We start from the raw sequence: 13881 nt of genomic DNA on the forward strand, positions 1-13881 counted from the left end.
CTTCGCGACAGCTTTGATCTGTGTCATGTTGAGCCAAACAGGTAACGGTTCAGCGCGATGACCTTACAACAGCTCAACTACTTTCTCGCCGCCATCGAGCACGGTACGTTCTCCAAGGCGGCGGAAAGCCTGCATATTTCCCAACCCTCATTGTCCGAGCAGATCCTGCGGCTGGAGGAGCACCTGGGTACCCACGTGTTCATCCGCACCAATCGCCGACTGATGCTCACCGAAGCCGGACGCCGCCTGCAGCCATTTGCACAAGGCATGGTGACGTCAGCACGCCAGGGCTATGAAGCGGTGCAGGCTGTGCGTGAACTGTCCGGTGGCGTGGCCAGTTTTGGCACCTTCGGCACCGCCCACCACTATTTCCTCACAGACCTGATCGAGCAGTTCCGCACCCAGCACCCGGATATGCGGATCAAGATCGTCGGCTACAACTCCTCGGAAATCGCCGAGCTGGTGAGCCAGGGCGAAATTGAAGCGGGGCTGGTGATGCTGCCGATCAAGCAGCAGAACCTGACCGTCAGCGAGCCGGTCTGGTCGGCCCAGGTCGGCTATATCAGTGCCGACCCGGAGCGACTCAAGGGCCCGAAAACCATCAGCGACCTGGCGGTGGCACCGTTGATTCTCACCGAGGCGCGCTGGCGCACCGCCGACCCGATTCGCCGGTTGTTGGGGCAATTGGCGTCCAAGGGCGGCGAGGTGCTGGACCCGATCATCGAAGTGGAGCACCAGATCACCGGCTTCGAGCTGGCTGCGCGCGGACTCGGCGATGTGATTGCCACGCGCCCGATCCTGCATCAGCTGGGCTTCAATGATCGCTTGGGCTGGGTGCCGATCAGCCCGGCGATCTTCGAGGTATTCGGCTTTATCCATCGCCACGACACGCCTATTTCGCCGCCCACCCGGGTGCTGATCAACCTGATGCGCAGCCACTTGAGCCGCATCCAGAACCTGTATGCGCACCTGGAGACGCTCTAGCCATAGGGATCACCTATAGGAAACACATGACTTAGCCCATTCATCCACCTCTTGCCGAGCGGGATACTCCAGCCACCGACGCCACAACAGGCGCTTGAATGGGGAGCCAGCATGTCCAATCACTACTGCATCATTGGTGCCGGGGCCGCAGGGCTGGCGGCGCTGAAGACCATGACCGACGCCGGTTTCGAGGTGGACTGCTTCGAAAAGTCCGCGAACATCGGCGGTCACTGGAACAGCGACTACGATGCCTTGCACCTGATCACCCCCAAGAGCAGTTCCTTCTTTGACGGGTTCCCGATGCCCGCTGACTATCCGGTGTACCCGAGCCGCGATCAGGTCAAGGCGTACATGAACGCCTACACCGACACCTTCGGCCTGCGCGAAAAGATCACCTTCAACACCGAAGTGCGCAGCCTGAAGCCCCTGGACGAGAACGGCGAAGCGGGCTGGCAGGTGACCCTGGCAGACGGCACCCACAAACACTACAGCGGCGTGCTGGTGGCCAACGGTCACCTGTGGGATTGCAAGATCCCGCAAGTAAGCAAGGGGTTCACCGGCGTGTCGATTCACTCCGGCGAATACCGCAACGTGCAGCAGGTGCAAGGCAAGGTGCTGGTGGTGGGGTTTGGCAACTCCGGATGCGACCTCGCAGTGGATGCCGCCCAGGCTCGCCTGGACACCACCATTGCGATCCGACGCGGCCAACTGTTCCAGCCCAAGACCCTGTTCGGCCTGCCCCGGGGCGAGCTGCCGCTGCTGGGGCAATTGCCGCCAGAACAGCAGAACATGCTCATGAACATGCTGATCATGGCCAGCGTCGGCACCCACAAGAATTACCCCGGGCTACCGGCACCGGATACCTACGACCTGGATGCGCAACCGCCGGTGGTCAACACCTTGCTGCTGTACTGGATCCAGCACGGCCGAATCAAGGTCGCACCGGGTATCGAGAGCATCCAGGGCAAGACTGTCACGTTCACCGATGGCAGCCAGGTCGATTACGACACCATCGTCTGGGCTACCGGTTTCAACACGCGCCTGCCGTTCCTCGATGAACGCCTGCTGCAATGGCGTGACGGTGTTCCGCTGCGTACCGCCGCGATGACCTTGCCGACCAACCTGGAAGGCCTGTTCTACATCGGCCTGGGCGCCCCACGTGGCCCGCAATGGCCGGTGTATTGCGAGCAGACCCGGCTAGTGATGCGCTTTCTCACCCTGCGCGAGCGTGGCATGCAAAGCCTGGCGGCGAAGTTTGCCCAGTTGCAGCCGGCCGACTCACGCATCGATATCGTCAAGCGCGAATGGCTGAGCAACTACCAGGACACCCAGCGCCAACTGGATGTGCTGGAACTGGCTCTGCAACCCGGCACCCCTCTTCCTCAATACGCCTGATCGGATAGCCCTTATGAACACTGCACCGCACTCCAGCGTTATCGTCACCGGGACGTCCTCGGGCATGGGCCAGGCCGTCGCACAGCGCTTTCAGGCCGAAGGCTGGCACGTCGTCGCTGTGGACGTAACACCCAGCACACAGCCGGCGAGCCCCTTGTTTTCGCCAGTGGTCGGCGACATCACCCAGGAGGCCACACTGGCCCGTACCCTCGATGCCGCCCTGGACGGCAAGGCACCGCTGCGAGCCGTAGTGAATGCGGCGGGGATCTTTCCCACGTCATCCCTGGATAGCTTCAGCGAAGCGCTGTACCGCAAGATATTTGACATCAACGTGCTGGGCTCACTGAACATCGCACGTATCGGCACCCGTCACCTGAAAGCCGCCGGCGGAGGCGCTATCGTGTTCTTCGCCTCGGTGGATGCGTTCACCGTGTCGAAAAACCAGTTGCTCTACAGCGCCTCCAAGGCTGCTGTGGTGTCGATGACCCGCTCCCTGGCCATCGAACTGGCCGGCGACAATATTGTGGTCAACGCACTGGCCCCGGGCTGGGTGGACACCGAAGGCACCCGTGCCGGCGGGCGCATCGAGGCCGCCATCGAATCGATCCCCTTGAAACGCGCCGCGCGGGTCGAAGAAATCGCCGACTGGGTCTGGCAACTGAGCGCCAAACCCTCCTACATAACAGGCGAATCATTGTGCATCGCCGGGGGCGTGTATATGCGATGACCCCAGCCTCCGCAGGCCCCGCGCATCAGACGTGGGCCTGCCACTCCCTATTGACTGCTGCCTCACTACAATTATTCCAGAGGGCAATATCATGGGCGAAGTTCACGCTTCCTCGATTCATCAAGGGTTTCCCGCCGACCGTGCATCGGCTGAACCCTCACGCAAACGGCTGACCAAAGCGGTCGTCGGCGTGACACTGGGCAATATGGTCGAATGGTTCGACTTTGCGCTCTACTCCTCTCTCGCCGGCATCATCGGCAAGACGTTCTTCCACAACGACAACCCGACCACCCAGTTGATGGCGATCTACGCCACCTTCGCGGCGGGCTTCCTGATTCGGCCACTGGGCAGCCTGGTATTCGGTCCCATTGGCGACAAGTTTGGCCGGCGCACGGCGCTGTCGCTGAGCATCACGCTGATGGCCGTCGCAACCTTCGCCATTGCCTTGATCCCGAGTTACGCGAGCATCGGCCTGTTTGCGCCCGTCCTGTTGATTCTCATGCGTCTGCTCCAGGGCCTGTCGGCGGGTGGCGAGTACGGCGGCTCCTGCACGTTCATCGCCGAGCATTCGCCGGACGAGCGACGCAGCTTTTTCACCAGTTGGCTGGAATTCGGCAATATCTCCGGGTTCCTGCTGGGCGGTGCAGTGGTCAGCCTGTTTACCCTGGGCCTGGGCGAACAAGCCATGCAGGACTGGGGCTGGCGCGTGCCCTTTGCGATTGGCGGCCTGCTCGGCCTGATCGCCCTCTACTTGCGCCTTGGCCTGGAAGAAACACCAGTGTTCAAGGAAATCCAGGCCAACGAAAAACTGCGAAAGGCGACGGGCGCCGAACCCAGCCTGTTCAGCTTACTGGTCAACGAATGGCCGAAAATCCTGCAATGCATGGGCCTGGTCACCGTGTTCAACGTGACCTACTACATCATCCTCGGGTACATCCCGGGTTATCTGGAAAACGTACTCGGGTACAGCAATACGTTCGCCAGGAACCTGGGGATGGCCGCGACGCTGTTCATGCTGGTGTTGATCCCGGTTTCAGGCTTGCTGGCCGACCGACTGGGCCGGAACCGGATGATCATTACCGGCTGCGTGCTGCTGATCGTCATGGCGTTCCCCTGCTTCATGCTACTGCATACCCAGAGTGTCGGGTTGCTGCTGGCCGCCCTGCTGATTCTGACCCTCGCCCAGTTGTTTTTTGAAGGAGCGATGCCGGCCACCATGACTTCGCTGTTCAAGGCCCGCGTGCGCTACAGCGCCCTCGCCTTGAGCTACAACGTCGCGGTCTCGCTGTTCGGAGGCACGGCCCCGCTGATCAATACCTGGCTGATATCGATCACTGGCAACCAGATGATTCCCGCCTGGTACCTGATCGGCGGTGCCGTGGTCGGCCTGATTTCGATCCTGTTCGTCAAGGACTCCACCGGTAAACCCCTCCCAACATGAGAACCACCATGACCAGTAAAACCACAGCGCGGCAAACTATTTCCTCGGGCGGTCAGTACGAAAACGTGTTCGGTTATTCCCGCGCCGTTCGCGTTGGCAACCACCTGCACATCTCCGGCACCTGCGCCTCACCCGATTACGAACACAGCAATGCTTACGAACAGGCCCAGGCCATTCTCGTCACCGTCAACAAGGTGTTGGCCGAGGCGGGCATGGGCCCTGAAGACGTAGTGCGCACCGTGGTCTACCTGCGGGATATCAACGATGCCGCCTCCGTCGCCAAGGCACACAGCGAGGTGTTCGACGCCATTCGCCCGGCCAGCAGCCTGATTCAGGTGGATTCGATGCTGCGCCCCTGGCAGAAAGTCGAAATCGAAACGTACGCCATCGTTGCCGATTGACCCAGGCGATGAGTAAAAAACCGCGGCTTGGGCCGCGGTTTTTTTTGGTCCCGGTTATATCCATAGCAATAAACGATATTGGTATATACCAGATTGCTCCCTTATAAATCGCCCCCATCAAAAGACTGCAGGCTGGAGAAGCAAGCGATGGTGTCGGTAAAGGTAATGCTGGAGTACTTTCATCCCTGGCCGAATTCGGCGGGTTTGTACCTGGCGCGGGAACGCGGCTGGTACGCCGAGCTGGGCCTGGATGTGGAGTTGGTGGTGCACGACCCCTACCGTGGCGACACCCTTGAGCACCTGCTGACCGGCGCGGCGGACTTCGGCATTTTCCCCAGCAACCGCCTGCTGGTCCGGCGCGGCCAGGGGCAAGCCCTGCAAGGCATCGCGGCGATCAATCATGCGGGCCTTGAGTCGATTCAAACCCTGACCGACTCCGGCATCCGCCGCCCACGAGACCTGGTGGGCAAGCGCCTGGCGCTCAACCCCACGCCACGGGGTTTGGCGATGGTGCGTCACCTTGTGAGCAACGACGGTGGCGACCCTGATGGCGTGATCCTGGTGGACAGCGGCGTACGTGAGTTGCGGCCCGAACAGTTGGCCGAAGGCATCGCCGATGCCAGTTTCGGCGGCTACTGGGCCTGGGAAGCGTTGATGCACAGCCCCATCGAAGCGGAACGCCGGGTGGTGTTGCCGGTGGATCAGATTGGCGCACCGGCGTATCACAGCTACCTGTTGGGCGCCCACGAACAAACCCTCGCCGAGCAGCCCGGGTTGGTGCGTGATTTCCTCGCGGCCACCGCCCGTGGCTATCTCGCCGTGGCCGAAGAGCCAGCCATCGCGCTGGCGGCCTATGAGCACACCACACCGTATTTCCCGGCGGAATTGCTCAGCGCATCCCTGCACAAAATCGCTCCGACCTGGCTGCATGACGGTCGTTGGGGCGAGCAACGCCAGGCGCTGCTGAAACCTTATGCCGAGTGGCTGCACGAGCACGCGGTGCTCGACAATCCGCAGGTGTGGCAAGGGGCAACCAGCAACGCCTATCTGCCCGGGGCGACGGCATGAATCCACAACGCACCGCCCATGGCCTGGGGCTTGATCCGGTAGCTGCCGACTGGCCAGCGCTGCACGAAGCAGATATCCAACAGTTGCTGCACGAGTACCCGCAACTGGGTCAACTGCGCAGTTTGCATTGGCACAGCCCGCGACCGTTCTCCGCTGCCGGGCTGATCAATACCGGCGGCGCCACCCTGTTCGTCAAACGGCATCACCGACACGTGCGCCAAGCCGCATGGCTGGAAGAAGAACACCGCCTGATCGCCCACCTGCATCGCCACGGCGCACCGGTTGCCGCAGTGGTGCCGAACCGCCACGGTGCAACGGCCACGACGCAAGGTGAATGGACCTACGAGATTCACCATGTCGCCGAGGGCCTTGACCTGTACCGCGATGCGCTGTCGTGGTCGCCCTTCCAAAGCACTCAACATGCGCAGGCGGCGGGTGTGGCGCTGGCTCGATTGCACATCGCAGCCGAGCACTACAGCGCACCCCGCCGTCAAACAGAAGTGCTGCTGGCCAATGCCCGGGTGATCGAACAACCCGCGCCACTGGCCGCGATCGCCAATACCCCGGCGCTGACCGAGTACCTTGCCGACAAGGATTGGCACACACGGCTGACCGAGCTGCTGTTGCCCTGGCACGCGCCCCTGCAACCCTTGCTGCACCAACAACCGGCGCTCTGGACCCATAACGACTGGCACGCCTCGAACCTGCTGTGGCATGCAGACGGCAACGTCGCCAGCGTGCTGGACTTCGGCCTCGCCGACCGCACCTTCGCCCTCTACGACCTGGCGACCGCCATCGAACGCAACGCCGTGCCCTGGCTGGACCTGGACAGCGGTGGCCTGGCAGCAGCGGACCTCGACAGCGTCGACGCATTGCTCACCGGCTATCACCGGGGCCGGCCATTGAGCGCCCAGGACCTGCACACCCTGAGCGCCCTGCTGCCGTTGGTGCATGTGGATTTTGCCCTGTCCGAAATCGCGTACTACCAAGGCGTAGTGGGTTCCACCCGCAGTGCCGACGTGGCCTATCACGCCTACCTGCTGGGCCATCTGCAGTGGTTTGCCGGTGCCCAGGGGCAACGATTGCTCAACCACCTGCGGCGAAAATCCGTATGAGTATCCTGGTCGATACCGATTGGCTGCATGCCCACCTCGGGGAGCCCGGGCTGGTGATACTCGACGCCACCGTCGTCCTGCCGTCCCCGCGTTTTGACGGTGATTACCGGGTCGCCAGCGGTCATGCCGGTTGGCTGCACGCACATATCCCCGGCGCACGGCATGCCGACTTGCTGACCGATCTGGCCGACGTTCAAGCGAGCTACAGCTTCGCCCTGCCAACACCACAAGCCCTGATTCAGGCACTGGCGAATCTGGGTGCAGGCGCCGACAGCAACGTGGTGATCTACGATCGCGCCGACGGTTTCTGGGCCGCACGCCTGTGGTGGATGCTGCGCGGGCTGGGCATTCACGCCGGCGTGCTGGACGGTGGTTTCAACGCCTGGCAACGGGCGGGGTTACCGCAGCACAGCGGGCAGCCTGCAAACACACCCGTCGTCGAACCCTGGCCGATCAGCACCTACGCACCACTGTGGATCGACCGCGCAGGCGTTGAGGCGGTGGCCGCAGGCCAAGCACCCGGCGTACTCGTCTGCGCGTTGGGCAGCGCCTTGTTCGACGGCACCGCAGCCACCCGCTACGCCCGGCGCGGGCACATTCCCGGCAGCCACAACCTGCCGGCACGCACGCTGTTTGATGCACACGGTCGCTACCTGCCCAAGGACGCCCTGTCCGTGGCTATCGGACCCACGCTGCTGCACAGCGACGGTCCATTGATTCTGTACTGCGGCGGCGGAATTTCCGCGGCGGCCAACGCCCTGGCCCTGACCCTGCTGGGTCGCCAGGACCTCGCACTCTACGACGGCTCGCTGCAGGAATGGGCCGCCGACGCACGCTTACCAATGACTACCGGAGCAGCTCCGGCCTGACGCCTTTTGCGGCGACCCCGGCTTTTTAATTTCGTACTGGCAACCCGTCCGTTGCGCAGCGCAGGGCCCCTTTGCGCCCAATAAAGCGCGAGGCGCCAGCGGGCAGGCCCTTGGAGCGCTCCTTTTATGGCAACACCGTACCGTCACACCCTGCTCGCCCTGAGCATCACCCTCGCCGCCACGGCCGCCCACGCCCAGGACGCGACCCTGGACACCGTCACCGTAGTCGGTGAACAGGCCACCGACTACCAGGCGAAAAAGGCCGCTGTCGCCGGCTTCGATAACGCCCCGCTGCTGGACACCCCGGCCTCGGTGGCGGTGATCACCGAGGCTCGCCTGAAAGACCAGCAAGCCCGCCTGCTCAGTGAAGTATTGAAGAATGACGCCTCGGTCGGCGACAGCTATGCGCCGGTGGGTTACTACGAGAATTTCGTGGTGCGCGGTTTCTCGTTGAACCCGGCCAGCAGCTACAAGATCAACGGTCGCACCATCACCGGCGAACAGAACGTCGCACTGGAAAACAAGCAGCAAGTGGAAGTGCTCAAGGGCCTGTCCGGGCTGCAAAGCGGCGTGTCCGAACCCGGCGGCTTGATCAACTACGTAAGCAAGCGCCCGGAGAACGTGCGCTCGGTGACTGTCTCCACCAACGAACACGGCGAGCGCTACCTGGCCACCGACGTCGGCGGCTGGCTCGGTGCCGAGCAGCAGGTGGGGGTGCGGGTCAACCTGGCCCACGAAGACATCCGTTCCTACGTCGACCACGCCGACGGCCAGCGGGATTTTGCCTCCCTGGCCCTCGACTGGAACATCAGCCCCAACGCCCTGCTGCAACTGAACGCCGAATACCAGAACCGCGAGCAACGCTCGGTGCCCGGATACCAATTGCTCGGCGGCACCACCGTGCCCCACAACGTGTCGCCACGGGATCTGCTGGGCTACCAGAGCTGGTCGAACCCGGTGGGCATCAAGTCGCTGAACCTCGACGGCCTGTTCGAATACCGCTTCAACGAGGCCTGGAAAGCCAGCTTCAGCGCCTCCCGCAGCCGCGTGGTGATCGACGACTACAGCACCTTCGCCTGGGGTTGCTACGGCGCCGCCAGTTGCACCAACACCGCAGTGCCCAACCACTTCAGCGCCGAGGGCGACTACGACATCTCGGACTACCGCAGCCCCGATGACACCCGCAGCAACGAAGAAGCCCAGGCCGCCCTCAACGGCCAGTTCGACACCGGTTTTCTCAAGCATGACCTGACCTTCGGCACCACTGCCTTGCGCCGCCTGGTGGACCGGCGTGAATCGGTCAACGAATACATCGGCGAGGGCAATATCTACGAAAAGCCGCCGGTGCTTGACCCCTACGAGGGGCCGCTGGGCCATACCTACCGGCGCCTGGACAGCCGCCAATACGGGCTGTTCGCCAGCGACCGCATCAGCTTCAACGAGCAGTGGCAAACCATTCTCGGCGGGCGCCAGGTGCGCCTCGACGAAGAAACCTACGACCAGGCCGGCGACACCACCCGCCATACCCAGCGCAGCGTATTCCTGCCCCAGGTGGCGCTGATCTACAAGCCGCGCCCGGACACCACCCTGTACGCCAGCTACAGCAAGGGCCTGTCCCTGGGCGGCACCGCGGCATGGTTCAGCAGCAACGCCGATGAGGTATTGCCGCCGACCACCTCGCGCCAGCTGGAAGTGGGGATCAAGCGTGACTTCCAACGCCTGAGCCTGACCGCCGCGCTGTTCCAGATCACCCAGGACCTGCAATACAACCGGCCCAACGATGACGGCAGCATCACCTTCGTGCAGCAAGGCCAGCAAAAGAACGTCGGCCTGGAGCTTTCGGCCAATGGTCGGGTGACCGACAACCTGCAAGTGTCCGCCAGCGTGGCGGCGATTCGCGCCCGGGTGAGCGGCAGCGGCACCGACGACTACGACGGCCACCAGGCGATCAACGTACCCAAGCTGCGCGCCAGCCTGCACGGCGACTACAGCATTCCCGGGATCAAGGGCCTGGCCCTGCTCGGCGGCGTGCAATACAGCGGCAGCAAGTACGCGAACCGCGAGGCCAGCGTGAAGGTCGACGACTATGCGGTGTTCGATGTCGGCGGACGCTACAGCACCAAAGTCGGTGATTACGATACTGTGCTGCGCCTGACCGTCGACAACCTGTTCGACAAACGCTACTGGCGCGATGTGGGTGAATCGGCGGGCGATGGCTACCTGTTCCTGGGCGCGCCACGCACCGCGCGGTTATCCGCCACCGTCAATTTTTGAGGCTGACTGTTCATGCGTAATCTGATTTTTGCCAGTGTGTGCCTGCTCTCCACCGCCCTCGTCGGCTGCCAGCAGCAACCGCCCGCCAACGACCAGCTGGATGCGGTGCTGTGGACCCAGACCTCCATCGAGCACGAGCTGATCTACCGCCAGGTGTTCGCCAACGCCACTCGCCAACTGGACGTGGCCCTCAAGACCCCGGACTGGGACGCCCTGCCCTTGCCACCGCGCAATCTGGCCGGGCTGCCGCCAGCGGTGATCGTCGACATCGACGAGACCGTGCTCGACAACATCCCGCTGAATGCCCGGGACGTCGTCAACAACCAGGTCTACTCCTACGACCGCTGGAACACCTGGGTCGACCAGGCCAAGGCCCAGGCGCTGCCGGGCGCCGTGACGTTCCTGCAGGCCGCCAAACACAAAGGCATCACGGTGTACTACATCACCAACCGCGAGCAAAGCCAGGTCCAGGCCACCGTCAACAACCTGCGCCTGCGGGGCTTTCCGGTGGACAGCGAGCAGCAGGTACTGGCTGCCGGCACGCCCATTGGCGGCTGCGAACACGCCGGCTACGGCAAGAACTGCCGACGCCAATGGGTCGCCCAACACGCCCGCGTGCTGATCCTGGCGGGTGATTCCCTGGGGGATTTCGTGCAGGCCGAACACAACACCCTGGACGCCCAGCGCAAGGCCGCCGAACCCTACCTGGGCTGGCTCGGCCAGCGCTGGTTCGTGCTGCCCAACCCGACTTACGGCAACTGGTACAGCGCGCCGTATGGCGACCAGGAAAAACTGCCCTTTGAACGCAAGCGCCAGCTCAAGCAACAGGCGCTGCACCTGCAAAACTGACCCTGAGAGGACCGTATGACGCCGCTGGAAATAGTCGCTGTGATCTTCAATATTGCCGGGGTGTGGCTCACCGCCCGACGGGTGCGCTGGTGCTGGCCGGTCAGCGTGGTCGCGGTGTTGCTGTACGGCTGGATCTTCTTCGACGTGAAGCTGTATTCCGACATGCTCCTGCAACTGGTCTTCGCTGTGTTGCAGGGCTACGGCTGGTGGCGCTGGAGCACCGGGCGCATCGACGCGGGCAAGGTGCGGGTGGAACGGCTGCCGGTCCAGGAAGCATGGCGGCACCTGCTCGCCGGGGTGATCGGCGCGCTGCTGCTGGGCGCCGCCATGCACCACTTCACCGATGCCGCACTGCCGTGGCTGGACTCGCTGCTCACCGCTTTCAGCCTGGTGGCCAGCCTGTGGGCGGCGCGCAAGTATGTGGTGAGCTGGTGGCTGTGGATCGTGCTGGATACGGTCTACGTGGGGCTGTTTGTGTACAAGGACCTGCAACTGACCGCTGCGCTGTATGCCGGGTTTGTGGTGCTGGCGGCGTATGGGTTGGTGTCGTGGCAGCGTGACCTGCGCCAACAGGAGCAGTGAGTGAGCGGGCCAAGCCCGCTTCACCCTTTAAATCTTGACGTTCTGCCGGATGTTCCAGCCAAATTTTACCGGGCCACCTTCCTTGCCACCGTCGGTTTTTTGCGCCTGGTAGCTGACTTCCACACTGGCAAAATTCAGGGCAATGCTTTCCTGAAGTAGTTCACTGTCATCTTCAGTACGGATGTCGTAGCCGCACACCAGCACCTCCTTCAGGGTGATGATCAAATACTCCACCGCGCTTGGACCACCAGCCTTGCGCACCACCAGACGCGCCTCCGGATAATGCTTGCCACTGGCACACGCCATCATCAGATTGGGGCTGGATTTATCCAGCGCTTTCTTGAGATTGAGGTTGGCAACGCTGACCTTGCCCGCCCCACCGCCGGTGCCGGCATGCATGGAACCCTCCTGAGATAAACCCCATGCCCAGTTGGCGATATCGATCTCGTCGCGATGGGTCTGGTCCCGCGACTCACCCTTGATATCTCCCAGTTTCAAAAACATATCAGTGGCCATGCTTACTCCCTGTCTTGGTTTTCACCGTTAGTGGCGAGGGGGCGCACTCTTCCTTATGCGGTGTGGTATTCACAAGACGCCCAAGAGGGATCAGGAAGCGCCTGTCCTGAAAAGACGAACGCTCCTACATTCATTTGCGTCACGCCCTCTCTACTCTCTCGGCTCTCGCAAACTCCAGGAGTTAAGGAATGGCTGCCTCCCTGCTGAAAGACGGATTCCCTTCAGCCCATCTCACCACCCGCCAACGGATTGAAAGCAGCCTCGACCTGCACCGGTTGTTCTTCGCCATCGACAGCGATCCGGCACTGATCGGCGCCGGTGTGGTGTACATCGATGAGCAGTTCAACGTGGTGACCCTGCGCGAATTCCAGCCGATTTGCAGCGTAGTGCCCAAGAAGGTGGTATTGCGCGAAGCGCCCAGGTACGTGGGGCCTTCAGAGTTCAAGCGGATGCTGGCCCATGAACCTCGGGAGTCAAAACGGATGGCCGAGGCGCTGAATACGGCAGTGACGTGCACCGGAGCGATACTGAGCTGGGTGGTGATTTCAAGTGGGATTGCGCTGATGCCGTTTACGGCCGGGACCAGTGCGGTGATTACGTTTATTGGGAAAGCGGCTGCAACAGCGAGTATCGCGCAGTGCGTTGCGGGAGTGCTTCGAACTGGATTTGAAGTTGCGCTTCCTGCAGCTTATGACTACCTGGACAACGAAGCCTGGTATCGGGCCGTAATGGTTTTATTGGACAGCGTTGCCTTGCTGGGCATCGCGACCTCAACGTTGACCACGATAAAAGCGATCAATACGACCACAAAAGTAACCGGCAAGCCCTTACGACAAGTGCTGAGAGGACTTACCCGTCAAGAACGAGCGAAGCTGAATGATGAGCTGCTCAAGATCAGGGACCCACGCCTGACACCGAAGCTACTCAAGTTAAAACAGGCTTCCGGTGCGGCCACCAAGCGCATCAGTGCAACACAAATGCAGAAAGCGACCACCAACCACATCAGAGATGCCTTGGCAGCAACGCTGGGTTTCACCAGCAGCGCCATGTCAGGAAACGTCAAGACACTGGCTATTGGTATCTATGAAGAGGTGAGCCAGTGAACAAGCATAAAAAGACAGCCCCCCTGGACAACCTGAGTGGCGACTTAAAAAACTGGAAAACAATGAGCGGGAAAGATCTTTATTACTCGGCTTTTTACATTGAAGACCCGCGCCCTCTGCTAAAGCGTTACATGCCGGTCATAGGGGGAGATCTTCTTGCTGGTTGTTTTTCGATTGCGATGGCCGCTCTCTTGGTGGCAGTAAGTTATCTCTCCGGACTCCAAATAGACGTGGTCACCAAAAGCGTTTTTTTCGGAGCGTTGGCGTTGAGCGTGGTGTTTTCTCTCGCCAAGGCGCAGGTGTTGGCCGGGCGAACTCATTGGGTCTGGATACATATAGGGGTTTATCTTATCTGCCTGCTGATATCTCTCCCTGCCATCACCTACCGCCCCAACACCTACCTCTACTCCATGGCCCTTCTTGGCCCACTCGTGGGCTTGCTGATCCTAAACAGCAACCGCTGCCGGGAAATGCACCAGAAAATGCTTGAGATTCGGCACAAACGCGAAGCCATCATTGCGACGCTGAAAGAACAGGGAAGATGGAAGTGGTGGTGA

General features: G+C 61.8%; 14 protein-coding genes. 13 read left to right on the top strand and 1 reads right to left on the bottom strand.

Annotated elements, in window-relative coordinates; genetic code table 11:
- Nucleotides 1-57: 57 nt before the first annotated feature.
- From QF039_RS17320 to pnuC, 11 genes are all read left to right on the top strand, one after another.
- Nucleotides 58-984 carry a LysR family transcriptional regulator gene (locus QF039_RS17320; RefSeq protein WP_003208286.1) on the top strand — a complete coding sequence of 309 codons (927 nt, stop codon included), beginning with the start codon at nt 58-60 and terminating at the stop codon, nt 982-984.
- 111 nt (nt 985-1095) lie between these two features.
- Nucleotides 1096-2379, top strand: coding sequence for an NAD(P)/FAD-dependent oxidoreductase (locus tag QF039_RS17325; RefSeq protein WP_177080498.1), 1284 nt, complete (start codon nt 1096-1098; stop codon nt 2377-2379).
- A 13-nt stretch (nt 2380-2392) separates the two neighbouring features.
- On the top strand, nt 2393-3106 hold the full coding sequence (locus tag QF039_RS17330; RefSeq protein WP_003208289.1) for an SDR family NAD(P)-dependent oxidoreductase: 714 nt from the start codon (nt 2393-2395) through the stop codon (nt 3104-3106).
- 91 nt (nt 3107-3197) lie between these two features.
- Nucleotides 3198-4547, top strand: a complete 1350-nt coding sequence (locus QF039_RS17335) for an MFS transporter (RefSeq protein WP_008433139.1) — start codon at nt 3198-3200, stop codon at nt 4545-4547.
- Nucleotides 4548-4555: 8 nt separating this feature from the next.
- Nucleotides 4556-4948, top strand: a complete 393-nt coding sequence (locus QF039_RS17340; protein ID WP_003208292.1) for a Rid family hydrolase — start codon at nt 4556-4558, stop codon at nt 4946-4948.
- A gap of 147 nt (nt 4949-5095) precedes the next feature.
- Entirely contained in the window at nt 5096-6016 is a 921-nt protein-coding gene (locus QF039_RS17345) for an ABC transporter substrate-binding protein (RefSeq protein WP_102369481.1), read from the top strand.
- The gene (locus QF039_RS17350) at nt 6013-7131 is read left to right on the top strand and encodes a phosphotransferase (protein ID WP_307519691.1); all 1119 of its coding nucleotides are present in this window, start codon (nt 6013-6015) and stop codon (nt 7129-7131) included. Before QF039_RS17345 ends, QF039_RS17350 begins: the two co-directional genes overlap by 4 nt.
- Nucleotides 7128-8000 carry a sulfurtransferase gene (locus QF039_RS17355; protein WP_307519693.1) on the top strand — a complete coding sequence of 291 codons (873 nt, stop codon included), beginning with the start codon at nt 7128-7130 and terminating at the stop codon, nt 7998-8000. Before QF039_RS17350 ends, QF039_RS17355 begins: the two co-directional genes overlap by 4 nt.
- Before the next feature lie 126 nt (nt 8001-8126).
- Nucleotides 8127-10274, top strand: a complete 2148-nt coding sequence (locus QF039_RS17360; RefSeq protein ID WP_307519695.1) for a TonB-dependent siderophore receptor — start codon at nt 8127-8129, stop codon at nt 10272-10274.
- A gap of 12 nt (nt 10275-10286) precedes the next feature.
- Nucleotides 10287-11123: a 5'-nucleotidase, lipoprotein e(P4) family gene (locus tag QF039_RS17365; protein WP_003208300.1), complete on the top strand. Its 837-nt coding sequence runs from the start codon at nt 10287-10289 to the stop codon at nt 11121-11123.
- A 15-nt stretch (nt 11124-11138) separates the two neighbouring features.
- Nucleotides 11139-11705, top strand: a complete 567-nt coding sequence (gene pnuC, locus QF039_RS17370; RefSeq protein WP_003208301.1) for a nicotinamide riboside transporter PnuC — start codon at nt 11139-11141, stop codon at nt 11703-11705.
- A gap of 27 nt (nt 11706-11732) precedes the next feature.
- On the opposite strand, the gene QF039_RS17375 is transcribed toward pnuC, so the two are convergent.
- Nucleotides 11733-12221, bottom strand: a complete 489-nt coding sequence (locus tag QF039_RS17375) for a type VI secretion system tube protein Hcp (RefSeq protein WP_003208303.1) — start codon at nt 12219-12221, stop codon at nt 11733-11735.
- Between the two features lie 188 nt (nt 12222-12409).
- On the opposite strand from QF039_RS17375, the gene QF039_RS17380 reads away from it, so the two are divergent.
- Together QF039_RS17380 and QF039_RS17385 are read left to right on the top strand one after the other, a co-directional pair.
- Nucleotides 12410-13324, top strand: coding sequence for an NAD synthetase (locus QF039_RS17380; RefSeq protein WP_307519700.1), 915 nt, complete (start codon nt 12410-12412; stop codon nt 13322-13324).
- Complete coding sequence (locus tag QF039_RS17385; protein ID WP_307519702.1) at nt 13321-13881, top strand: hypothetical protein; 561 nt, start codon at nt 13321-13323, stop codon at nt 13879-13881. The genes QF039_RS17380 and QF039_RS17385 overlap by 4 nt, the downstream gene beginning before the upstream one ends.

It is taken from the genome of Pseudomonas sp. W2I6 (genome assembly GCF_030815935.1).
GTDB lineage: Bacteria > Pseudomonadota > Gammaproteobacteria > Pseudomonadales > Pseudomonadaceae > Aquipseudomonas.